This window comes from Pseudoalteromonas peptidolytica (assembly GCF_012641745.1).
GTDB lineage: Bacteria > Pseudomonadota > Gammaproteobacteria > Enterobacterales > Alteromonadaceae > Pseudoalteromonas > Pseudoalteromonas peptidolytica.
On record NZ_WEHZ01000027.1, the window covers coordinates 1 to 11,968 of the forward strand.

General features: G+C 42.2%; 10 protein-coding genes, 1 pseudogene and 1 CRISPR repeat array. All 11 genes and pseudogenes read right to left on the reverse strand.

Annotation, left to right across the window (positions count from 1 at the left end):
• Window positions 1-31: 31 nt before the first annotated feature.
• On the reverse strand, window positions 32-841 hold the full coding sequence (locus F9Y84_RS22625) for a helix-turn-helix domain-containing protein (protein WP_168756769.1): 810 nt from the start codon (window positions 839-841) through the stop codon (window positions 32-34).
• A gap of 66 nt (window positions 842-907) precedes the next feature.
• Complete coding sequence (locus tag F9Y84_RS16120; protein ID WP_147391362.1) at window positions 908-1,771, reverse strand: helix-turn-helix domain-containing protein; 864 nt, start codon at window positions 1,769-1,771, stop codon at window positions 908-910.
• Between the two features lie 171 nt (window positions 1,772-1,942).
• A complete protein-coding gene (locus tag F9Y84_RS16125) occupies window positions 1,943-2,572 on the reverse strand; it encodes a hypothetical protein (RefSeq protein ID WP_147391363.1) in 630 nt (209 codons plus the stop codon).
• Window positions 2,573-2,721: 149 nt separating this feature from the next.
• Window positions 2,722-2,994, reverse strand: a pseudogene (locus tag F9Y84_RS16130) (helix-turn-helix domain-containing protein); the annotation flags it as partial.
• 228 nt (window positions 2,995-3,222) lie between these two features.
• Complete coding sequence (locus F9Y84_RS16135) at window positions 3,223-4,068, reverse strand: helix-turn-helix domain-containing protein (RefSeq protein WP_147391365.1); 846 nt, start codon at window positions 4,066-4,068, stop codon at window positions 3,223-3,225.
• 520 nt (window positions 4,069-4,588) lie between these two features.
• A CRISPR array of direct repeats spans window positions 4,589-6,277; the repeat unit is 32 nt; unit sequence GTTTCAATCCACGCGCCTGCGGGAGGCGCGAC.
• A gap of 176 nt (window positions 6,278-6,453) precedes the next feature.
• Window positions 6,454-6,747: a CRISPR-associated endonuclease Cas2 gene (cas2, locus tag F9Y84_RS16140; protein ID WP_147390926.1), complete on the reverse strand. Its 294-nt coding sequence runs from the start codon at window positions 6,745-6,747 to the stop codon at window positions 6,454-6,456.
• Window positions 6,748-6,759: 12 nt separating this feature from the next.
• Window positions 6,760-7,791 carry a type I-C CRISPR-associated endonuclease Cas1c gene (gene cas1c / locus F9Y84_RS16145; RefSeq protein ID WP_147390925.1) on the reverse strand — a complete coding sequence of 344 codons (1,032 nt, stop codon included), beginning with the start codon at window positions 7,789-7,791 and terminating at the stop codon, window positions 6,760-6,762.
• Entirely contained in the window at window positions 7,788-8,411 is a 624-nt protein-coding gene (cas4, locus tag F9Y84_RS16150; RefSeq protein WP_147390924.1) for a CRISPR-associated protein Cas4, read from the reverse strand. Before cas4 ends, cas1c begins: the two co-directional genes overlap by 4 nt.
• Window positions 8,411-9,280: a type I-C CRISPR-associated protein Cas7/Csd2 gene (gene cas7c, locus F9Y84_RS16155; protein ID WP_147390923.1), complete on the reverse strand. Its 870-nt coding sequence runs from the start codon at window positions 9,278-9,280 to the stop codon at window positions 8,411-8,413. The genes cas4 and cas7c overlap by 1 nt, the downstream gene beginning before the upstream one ends.
• Before the next feature lie 16 nt (window positions 9,281-9,296).
• Complete coding sequence (cas8c, locus tag F9Y84_RS16160; RefSeq protein ID WP_147390922.1) at window positions 9,297-11,264, reverse strand: type I-C CRISPR-associated protein Cas8c/Csd1; 1,968 nt, start codon at window positions 11,262-11,264, stop codon at window positions 9,297-9,299.
• Window positions 11,261-11,965, reverse strand: a complete 705-nt coding sequence (gene cas5c, locus F9Y84_RS16165; protein ID WP_147390921.1) for a type I-C CRISPR-associated protein Cas5c — start codon at window positions 11,963-11,965, stop codon at window positions 11,261-11,263. Before cas5c ends, cas8c begins: the two co-directional genes overlap by 4 nt.
• Window positions 11,966-11,968: the final 3 nt, after the last annotated feature.

Here is an 11,968-nt window from a genome sequence, read left to right on the forward strand (position 1 = left end):
TGCTCAAGCAGTGTGAATGCGGCTTACCGAGTCAACGCAGCAAATTGAAAACCGCTGGCTGGAACGACAAATTTAGGGCACAGGTATTCTTTGGTTTATAAGTAATCAAAGTATGCTCTGCCCCTGCGTTAACACCCACCTTCTCAAGGTTACGAATGAAGTTTTCAACTAGCGCAAGTAAATCTACAGTAGTCATAAACATTACCAAAAAATATAGTGGCCCTTCTGCGTAATTCTTCTCAAAAGCTGTGCAAGAGCTTCCTCGACTAACCAGTACAAGTAAAACTTGTCTATTTTTTAATAACGAAAGTAAAACTACATTAATACATAACTGAATTCCAAAAGCAGAAGTATTTTGTATGAAATTACTTTCAACATTTGGGAAAATTATATACTTAATAATAGCGATCATGAAAATATCTAGGCTAAATATAGCTGCAAAAATTAACGCTAAAGATGCACAACTCCTATCACTTCGGAAAAGAATTAAAAGTATACAGATCAAACTACAAATAATAGGCTCAAATACCAGCGAGCTTAATGCTGTAGTCATAATTAATGTTACGAGCGTGCTCTTATCTTTCAAGTTATTTGGATATAACCTCGAGAGCGTTTCTGTATCATCCAAAATATCAGCAAGTCTTACGCGGCATAAATCTGCAAACTTTAATAATGTCCCCAGCTTAAAAGAACTTGCACCACTCAAATAATTGTCCAGTGTACGTGTGCTAATATCTAAGTGCCGACATATTGTCTCTTTCGACATGCCTCGACGATGCTTAAGCCCTTGGATTAACTGTCCGACTCGCTGACTGACTTCATATTCTTCTGGTGTTTGCATCGGCTTACGTTCTTTCCCTTATATCCGTTACATTAAACGAGCTTTAAAGCAGTTATCTTCACCGGGTTACCAACTGTTCAGGCTAGCTTTATTATCTTTACGTGCGATTATTGCTGTAAACAGTACCATTACACATGCCCAAGTTGGAGCAGCCTTAAGGTACTCAAAATAATCATAAAAAAAAGTCACTTCCCAAAAAGCTTTAGCAACACTTTCTTCAACACCCAGCCTTTCCAGATTGCGAAGAAAATTCTCCATGAGCGCTAAAAAGTCGACTGATGCTAAGGTAAGAACCAAAAAATAAACGGTTGCCTCTATAGGGCTTCTCTCGAGCACAGGTGCAGAGCGACCCCTCGTCACCAAAACACTTAAAAACGCTCTATTTTTAAGCATAAAAAGTAGCAGTAAATTTATACAAAGCTGCAAACCAAAGGCATAAATATTTTCAAAGTAGTAACTTTCAACAGCAGGAAAGATAATAAATTTCAAGCAGTAGGCGACGATAACCTCTAGCATAAAAGCAATAACAAATATGCCAATGACACTTTGACTATTTTTATCTTTATTAGCGTAGAAAAACAACACGCAAAGAATTATCAGTATAATATTTTCAAAGAAAAACAAGCTCCAGATAGAGCTAAAACAAACAATTAGAATACTAAACTTATCTTTTAACTTATGAGGGTGTAATCGCGATAACGCTTCTGTTTCATCTAAGATATCAGCCAGTCTGATACGGCATAAATCTGCAAATTTTAATAAGGTACCTAGCTTAAAAGAGCTTGCTCCGCTTAGGTAATTATCCAATGTGCGTGTACTAATCTCTAAATACTGACATATTGTCTGTTTCGACATACCTCGACGATACTTAAGCCCTTGGATTAATAGCCCGACTCGCTGACTGACTTCATACTCTTCTGGCGTTTGCATCACCTTGGGCTCCCTGACAACAGACTGCAAAGATAATTTTTGAGCACTATTATGAATTAGCAAAGTGGTTTTCTAATAAACCAAAAAGTTTCAGAGCAAATTTTAGTTATAATAAGATACGAATATGGAATTAGTAGATTAAAACAAGTACGAGCGTTACTTCACTTATCTCTAATTTTCATCAGCTTGGATTGGAGTTCTTCTAGTCCTTACCACAATCCCAACGTAAAGCATAGCTATACACAAAAGCAAGGGAACTGATTTAAGATACGCAAAATAATCATAAAAAAACGTCACTTCCCAAAACACCTTTGCAGTTTCTTCTTTTACACCCAGGTGTTCCATATTACGTAAAAAGTTCTCCATTAACGCCATAAAATCAATAAACACAAGTGTTAATACGAGTAAATACAACGGCCCCTCGGCATGATTTTTCTCGAATACTGAAGCAGATTTACCTCGCGTCACCAAAACTGCTACGGCCATTCTATATTTAAGCAAAAATAATAACAGAATACTCAAAGTTAACTGCCCACCATAGGCAAAGATGTTTTCTATGTAAAAACTTTCAATTATAGGGAAAAGTATATTTTTTAAATAAAAAACCATTAAAGCATCAAGAGAGAGAACTACAGCAAATACTAAGGTTAACAATAAACTATTCTCGTCATCTCTTGCAAAAACCACTAAAATAAACAGCAAAGCACAGGTGATAGGTTCGAAAACTGTGGCTTGAGCTACCGATGCAAGCGCAAGTGCTAAAACGCTTGTCAACAATGTTAGACTAAATAGACTTCTCATATATCCAACCTTAAGTGTTTTTCTTGATTGAAGAGGATTCTGCCTGCTGGTTTTTAGGACCTCCCCCACCAAGAACCGTCCCTCCAACAACTTGTTTACACAATGAATGACTAAGGACTATCTTTTTTGGCTTCTTCTGAACAGCCTTCATTGTTCTCTTCCTCATTTTTCTCTCCGTACAGGCCTGAGAGCTTATCTGTATCTTCTAAAATATCCGACAGCTTTACTTTACAGATTTCAGCAAACCTAAGCAATGTACCTAACTTAAACGAACTGGAGCCATTTAAGTAATTGTCTAAAGTTCTGTTACCCACGCCCATACGTCGGCTAACTTCTTCTCTCGTCCAGCCTTTTTTACGTTTTAGCCCTTGTATCAGTCGGCCGATACGCTGGCTTACCTCATATTCTTCTGGCGTCTGCATCGCCCCACCATATCTCTCATTCACCCCAACCAAAGTTAACCAAAAGTTTACACATGGTTAAATTTAAAGACAAGTAGATGACGGTATTATTTTTATGCAGACTGACATACAAAAGTACGCCTTCAGCTGAATACCTTATCACTATCTTGTAATTTTTGGTATAAATGGTTTGTAAAAAATACTCATTATAAAAAGGGGTAAAATCTATTTTACTTCATTATTTTCGTACTAGCTTGCTATTACACCCTCGCTGCTCGCCGCTCTTTTTCTAATTTCGATCCCCATGTACAATACTGATAATATCATTAATGAAGGGACTGCCTTAAAATACCAAAAATAATCGTAAAAAAAGGTGACTTCCCAAAATTGTTGCGCTATTTCAAGTGGTACTCCTAACCGTTCACTACTACGAATAAAGTTTTCAATAAGCGCCGCAAAATCTACAAACATCAAGCAGCAAGCTAAAGAGAATAGCGGGGCATCAACATAATTTCGCTCAAAAATGCTAGGCACTTTACCCCTTGTTACCCAAGCAGCTATCAACATTCTGTGTTTTATCGATAGCGCCATCATGGTACTGAGCAATAAATGCAAGCTAAAAGCGTAAGTATTCTGCATATAATAGCTCTCAGCCATAGGAAAAATGATGTAATTAAGACAATAACCTGAAATCAACGTTAGGAAATAAATCACAAGTAGTATAGAGATAATGCTTAAACTATTCTTATCTTTATATGCGTAGAAGAATAACGCAACCAATAATAAAAAGACTGTCGACTCAAATACCATTACGCCTGCTAATGAGCCAAGCAATATGGTAAATATACCTCCTTTGTCTTTCATGTTTTTTGAGTACAAACGCGACAGCGCATCTGTGTCATCTAAAATATCGGCAAGTTTTAGTAGCGTACCAAGCTTAAAAGAGCTAACCCCACTTAAATAGTTGTCTAACGTACGAGTGCTAATTTCCAAGCGTTTACATATTGATTCACGGGTCATACCGCGTGTATCTTTTAAGCCAGCAATTAACCGACCAATACGTTGGCTTACCTCATACTCTTCAGGTGTTTGCATCTTACTACCATGATTGTGTTGCTATCCTTTTACATTTAACCCAAACATTACATTTAGTTAATTATAAAGACAAGTCTCTCACGATAAAGTACATAGATAAAATTGCAAAAGTACACGATAGAAGAGGCAAAATGCCAATATGTTAACAAGCATACCAGCCCCTAACATGGGAAATACTCTACGCATCACCATCACAGTAAGTACAATTACAACCTCACCTATACAATAAGATGTTGAAATAAAGCCTAACTTTTTAGCAGCCAATAATCGTCATGAACTTTGCAAAAGCAATTAAGAACGTGTTAGCTATTTTGTAAATAGTATGACAAAGTAGACGAGTGCGGCAGTGTTTCCAATGGGTAACGGTTATATACAGTATATTATGTGAGTTCGAGTCTCGCCCTGCCGCCATCTCCTCTTTCGAATTAGAACGCGATAACATATCAAAAACCCATTACGTCTCCTTTACCAAACAAAGACACAATCAGCTTAAACACTGAATTTCACGTTACTCACTGAGGTTGTAATCCACGCGCCTGCGGGAGGCGCGACTATGCTGCAAACGGTCACGGGTAAAAACGTCCAGGTTTCAATCCACGCGCCTGCGGGAGGCGCGACATCAGTAAGTCCCCTTAGCCCTCGCTTAGAACCTGTTTCAATCCACGCGCCTGCGGGAGGCGCGACCTCAATAGTATCACTACTCGTATCAAACCCCCCTGTTTCAATCCACGCGCCTGCGGGAGGCGCGACAAGGTGAATATTTACCCATAACCAAGCCAAGGTGTTTCAATCCACGCGCCTGCGGGAGGCGCGACCCATCTTTTCTGAGATTGGCGTAGTCAAATAAACGTTTCAATCCACGCGCCTGCGGGAGGCGCGACTTCATTAAAGCTAGGTGCAGAAATCACTCCTGAGTTTCAATCCACGCGCCTGCGGGAGGCGCGACGGGAGGTCAATTGCTCGTTATGGATGAAAAAGACCAGTTTCAATCCACGCGCCTGCGGGAGGCGCGACGTTTTTAGAGCTCAAAACTCTAAAATCAGTCTGAGTTTCAATCCACGCGCCTGCGGGAGGCGCGACAGTACATTTGTAAATAGTGGGACTAAACCCTTCATGTTTCAATCCACGCGCCTGCGGGAGGCGCGACTTAATATTGACCATTATGCAGATTGGTCTGGCTGGTTTCAATCCACGCGCCTGCGGGAGGCGCGACTTCTTCCACTGATAATGCTTTTAACTTTGGGTAGTTTCAATCCACGCGCCTGCGGGAGGCGCGACCTTGCCGTCCAATACTCAGTTCCATTTGCTCTTCGTTTCAATCCACGCGCCTGCGGGAGGCGCGACTTAACACTGATAAAATTGATTTTGATGCTTGTGGGTTTCAATCCACGCGCCTGCGGGAGGCGCGACTCCCCGGTGAAAAACTCAAATTCACGCAAAGCCAGTTTCAATCCACGCGCCTGCGGGAGGCGCGACCTAAAATCATTTCTCTAATCGTTGACGTAGATACGTGTTTCGTTTCAATCCACGCGCCTGCGGGAGGCGCGACCATCCGCCTCGGCTGTCTTAGGCATGATGCCAAAGTTTCAATCCACGCGCCTGCGGGAGGCGCGACTCACGTTAAGACCGCAGCGCTTGACGATTATGACGTTTCAATCCACGCGCCTGCGGGAGGCGCGACGGTGAACGCTCCGAATCTCGCGCCTTAAAGGTCGGTTTCAATCCACGCGCCTGCGGGAGGCGCGACATTGAGGGGTGAACCATGAGTCATTCAATCGTAGTTTCAATCCACGCGCCTGCGGGAGGCGCGACACTCCACTTCCGCAAAGCGCCCCATGCGTTCGGCGTTTCAATCCACGCGCCTGCGGGAGGCGCGACAACCGCATGAGCGCAAGCAAAAGGGTGGTGCTATGTTTCAATCCACGCGCCTGCGGGAGGCGCGACATATACACGAGTCATTGCAGCAATGATACACATGGTTTCAATCCACGCGCCTGCGGGAGGCGCGACAAACAATGGCGGTAAGTATGACAGCACAGGCATGTTTCAATCCACGCGCCTGCGGGAGGCGCGACTTTTGGTCTGTAATTAGGATGTTTACTCCATGCACTGTTTCAATCCACGCGCCTGCGGGAGGCGCGACTGCTGTGCGATAAAATTTTTAGAACTTTCAACATGTTTCAATCCACGCGCCTGCGGGAGGCGCGACAGCCTTCTCTCAAAGGCACAAATACACTATCATGGTGTAGAGGTTTCCGCTAGCCATGAGCAAATGTATCAATATCCTTAGTGCTAATCACCAAGAATAAAATTTTTCTTATATTTTTAAAGAGCTTATAAAATCGCTAGATCCACAGGGATTTCATGAGAACCAAGCCCTAGCGATTACAAAATTAATGGGTCACGAAAAATATCTAACGCAACTTTAGCACCATGATGCTCAACTTTGTTGTGCCAATTTTTGCCTAGTTTATAAAAACGCAGGCTATCGACTTCAGGGTCATAGATAGATAAAAGCTTATTTTTAAAAATAAGCCATTGTGTTGCATCTATTTCACACTCAAATACAGAGTATTGTACGCGAACGCCATAATCTAAACATACTTTTGCTAATTGCCTAAGGCGCTTTTGCCCATCTTCACTAGTAAACGAGACATCGTAAGTGACCAATACCATCATGGTTCATAATCCTTATTTTTTAATCACAAATGGCGGATAACTTGCTAAATCACCACGTAAGTGGCGTGCTAATAACATTGCCTGCACATGAGGCAACAAACCAATTTGCACTTTCTCTTGTAAAAAAGGGTGGAGTACTTCTTCTTGTTTCTTAGCTTGATATGCTTGGAACACTTGCTTTCGAGCATCATCTTTAATGGTCACGCCACCTAAACAATCAGTTTCAAAATCTCTCAAAGTGAGGGTTTGGTTGTTAAACAGTTTTAACGCAATACTATCGACGATATAGGCTCTAAACTCTTCTAAAATATCGAGGGCTAAACTGTTTCTGCCGGGTCTTTCTTTATGTAAAAAACCTACTTGAGGATCAAGCCCGACGCTTTGCAATGCACCGCTTATCTCTTGCCCAAGGACTGAATAGAGTAAAGAAATAACGGCATTGACTGGATCTTTAGGTGGCCTGCGTGTGCGTTTATCAAATAGCTGCTTTTCAGCATTGCCTTTGAACATATCAGCAAATGCAGCGAAGTAATGCGATGCGGCTTCACCTTCTAGCCCTAAAATGGTTTCGTAGGCAGTTGCACCTTTTAGTTGCTCAATAATTTGTTTTAAGCGTTCTATGGCTTTTTCGATTTGTGGTGTGGCTGTGTGATTACGCCTAAAACGCAACAGTAACATACGTGATGAACGAATTTTTGCAGCAACAATATGTTTTGCCAGTTCGTTTGCGGTTAATTCATCAACATTAAACTGCTGCCTGCGCAGCAATACATTACCCGTTTGCTTACCGACCACATTAGCTAAAAAGCGGCCGTGCATATCAAAAAAAGCCAAGTGTGTACCGTTTTCGCCACAAAAACCCAATAACTGCGGCGAAACCATAATGTTACCAAAGCAAAATATACTGCCTATGGAGTGGATTGGCAGCTGCATCAACTTTTGCTTCTCGCCTGCTATTTTTTGCTCAATCAACAAGGTTTCTCGTTGTTTGTGTAAATACACGCCGTCTTTGGTTATATAGAGCGAATTTTGTAGCTTTTTCATTCAGCCTCCATGTTAAATAACGACTCGATATAACGGTTTGAAGCATCATGTTCAGCTAAGTTTGGTTGGCAAATATCAATGAGCGAGCAAGCTTTACAATGTTGGCCTGTTGTCGGTGCGGGTGTGCTGCCGTTTATAAATAATTGTTGTACTTGTGCTATTAAATCTTTAGTTTGCCTTCGCAAGCTTATGTCGAATTCAATTTCAATGCGTTTTCGTGTTTGCCAATACCAGAGCGCACCTTGCTTTACTTCAACGGCGAGCATTTCTTCAATGCACATTGCCTGCGCACAGAGTTGCACTTTATCTATGTCGTTAGTTTTTGGCTTACCGCGTTTGTATTCAACAGGAATAAACTGGTTACTTGTCTTATGGTGTTCAAGCAAATCAAGTTTGCCCGTTAAGCTAAGTTGTGGCGCAGTCACCACTACGCCACGTTCAAACCGCACGCCTTTTCGCGTTTCTGGCTCGCCATTATCTACTCGCTCATGTAGCTGCCTACCATGCGCGGTTAAATAATTTTCTTGCCACACTTGCTCAAGGTGGATCAACGCACACTGGCGCTGACAAAAAGCAAAGTGTTGTAGAGCGGAAATGTTGATAAGGCGTGCGTCAGTCACTAGAAACCCTCTATGACTTCAGGCTCCAGCCCTTGCAATGCACTGATCAATGAATCATTTAATGCTGCGGTTTCAAGTGGTAAACCTTTCTCGATATGATCTCTTAAGCTTTGATGTACTTTGGCTGAAGAATATTGCCCCGACTTTGAGCCGTGCTGCCACCACACAAGGTGTGAAATCCCCATTGACCCCTCAGGCCGAGCTGATGATGCGTCTCCTTCAAATAATTTCACTAATACTGCTTTTATCTTTTCTGCATCTGCATCACTAAAGCCGGTTTTTTCAGCCAGTTGCGGAGTCATCGCGCCAAATGCAACATACGTGGCTTTGTCAACTCGATGTTTCATCCCCATCGTATCTGAGGACTTTTTACTGCCATCCCCTTCACCGCTGACACTTTTGGTAATTTGGGTACTCGTAATGCTCACAGGTTCAATACTAAAGGCACTTTGAATAGTGACGGGGCCGCGGATCGGAATAGATACGCCATCGGAGCCTGTCCCCTTAAACGCAAACACTTGGCCAAATGCACGCACATCTAACCATTTTTCACAGCACTTTTTAGCGGCTTCATCAGGCGCTGTTTTTTTGCTGTTAAACGTCTCTTTACCTAACCCAAATTCATCAGACTCAGCACGGTTGCGTAAACTAGTCATACCGTCAGTTTTCTTTTCATCAGATTGTACAAAAATACTCTCTCCCACTTCTTGCAAACGGTCTCGTATTTTGCGCTTTAAGCAAACATCGGTAATTTCGCCAAAACCATCATAATCTGTTCGAGGACGATTGCCGTTGAGTGGATCGCCATTTGGGTTAGCGTTTAACACGTTAAAAATTAATGCAAAGTCGATTTTATTTTGTAAGCTCATTGTGATATTCCTTTTCTTAAACGGTTTCTTCTAGTGGCGCTGTTGTTTGCGTATCAGTTACTTTTTTAACCCACAGACCTTGCTCAACCTTGTGGCTCTCTAACCACATCATTTGATTGTGAAAGCCAAGTAAAAACTCTGGGCTTAGCTTTTGGTTTGACGTAAAGTCAGCGGGGTCAAACATATCCGTTATTTGACTAATTACTGTTTTAGTTGCTTTGTCATATCCTTGGTAATTATTAAATAGCCTTTGTTGGTAAGGCACTAACGCATTGCTGATATTCAGCCAAGTATCAGAAGGTTTGTTGACAAATTGCGTCATAAAACGCTCAGCTGTTGTTAAACGGTTTGTCTCACTACTTGAAAGCGCAATTTTTTCAATCTTATTTGCCACCGCCAGTAAGCGACCAAACAAGTAGTCGCGGCTGGTATTATCTTGTTGTAATGCCATTGGGTATTCCTTTTGAAGAATTGAATTGGTGGTTCTGATATAAAACCCTTTGATCAGTGAGCAAGCTATCCCCACGTTTTGTAACCAAAGCCATGTTTGATCCGATTTATAAGCAGCTCGGTTAATGGCGCGGTGAAAAGCGCTTTGCATGATGTCTTGCGGAATAGATTTACCCTCAACAATGCAGGGGTATAAGCGTGTGATCAGGTTTTTCTTTAGTGTGTCGGCTGACTTAAGCACGTCTCCATAAACACCATCAAGTACCCTGAATAAACTCGGTGCGCTATACACCCATCGCCAATGCTCGTTGATTTTGACTCTTTGCTGCCAACCCAGATCTCGCTGCCATTGCTCTAACCGAGCTAAAAACTCTTTTGCTATGGTTTCACGATAATACAAAATACCCATACGCCCCGGTGTGGCAGAGTCTAACCCCAGCAGAGCAATTTGCTCATTATCGTCTAATTGGTTTTTTACTTTTATGCCGTTAAAATAACGCGTTAACTGACTGGCATATTCCCGCCCTAAATCCTGTGTATGATCAACAATGTTGCTTGTTTCTAATAAGTTTGCGAAGTCAATAAAGTCTGGTTCGGTAGCTTTTGGCACCGTTTTGCCTGACACCGCCCATGCCAGATAAACTTGATCACCATTTCTAAATACACTTTGCTTCGTTAACAAACAACGCAGTGCATTATGGGCTTTTTGTGTCACTTCAAAGCTAATGTTGCACGCTTCTTCATTAGACAAGAAACGACCTCTAAAGGTATAACCGCTTTTGTCGTTTGCGGAGATTAATTTGGCTTTATCACCACTGTGGCGTATTTTTGCAGGATGATTGCTAGCAACAAGTTTATTTTCTCCGGTGGCATAGCACAACGCTGAGTTATCACCATTTTGGCTGTCAAAAGCAATCCAACTTTGCTGAATACTGGGGTCACGCCAAGTTTTCGCTTGCGGTTCGCCGGGAGTTTCTACGCTCCAGCATACAAGTGCTGAGCCTTGATCAAATAGTCCTTTTTCTTTTGGTAGTGTTTTGAGTAATGTGGGAGCTTCTCCAGCATCTTGCCACTTTGTCAGTAACTTTCTATCTTGCTGATGCAGCACTTTTTCAGCAATGAGGTCTGCTACCACAGTACCTTTGGCAATGTATTGGAGCACAGCAGTTACAGCGGGGTGGCTATACCCTGAATCACACCACGCTTTTAATTGCGCTTGATATAGTTCAAACCCTGGCTTTTTAACCCCACCAAAATCAGCGTAGTCTTTCGCAACGTATTGAATTTTATCCGCCAATGGGTGTGCACATAAACCGCTACTACGCCCCGCAGACTGCTCGGTTGCAGGTAATACAATTTGCGCTTTTTCAAGCACCTCAGCACGAAGACACTCACCTCGATTGTTGATGACAATATGAATGTGTGCATTTTGAAGAGTATGACAAATCGGCATGACTTGCTGTTCAAACGGCAATGTATCGTTGCGTTTTTCAAGCTCATCATAAGTTTTATAGAGTGTTGTTAACCAAGTCATAGGCAGCGCTCCGTTTGTTCAGCGCTCTGAATATTATGTTCAAGCTCAAAACTTTTGGCATTCATTTTTCTCACATGGCGCGTAACCGGACATGCGCTTACATGAGGATAATCAATCACTCCGTTTTTCATTACGCCATGCCAAAATCGGCTGGTCAATTCGTTGTTGCCGGTTTCATCAGGATACCCAAAACTGTGGAACATTAGGCCAAAACCTAGCTCGTCAATGTTGTCGTAAGCGCCTTCTCCTTCGCCAAACACGCAAGGCTCAACATATCCTTGGCAGTCACGAGTGCCTAAAAAAATGTCTTGTCGGCCACCTTTTTCAAGCATGCGATTTGCTATGGCAAAGTGCTTTCCATCAACCCTATCTCGTGCTAGTTCAGGTCGGTGCTCATTCCACTCAAAATGGGCTTCTACTTGGTATTCAACCTCATGCAAAAAGGTGTAATAAGCCAAGGTATTTCCCCCGCTCCAGTTTAATGGTTTGGTACCCTTGGTTTGAGTGCGTAGTGGTTTTATCACCCTAACTCGGTCAACATGCCAAACAAGCGTCGGCTTCCAGTAAATTGACTTTAGTACCCCTTTTATTGCCTCGTAAGTTGGAAGGTGGTATGTGCATTTTTCACCTCCTACTTTTGTTATAGGATCGGTAAACAATGCGTACCTTCCCCATAATCTAAAGCTAATACTGTTTTTCACTTA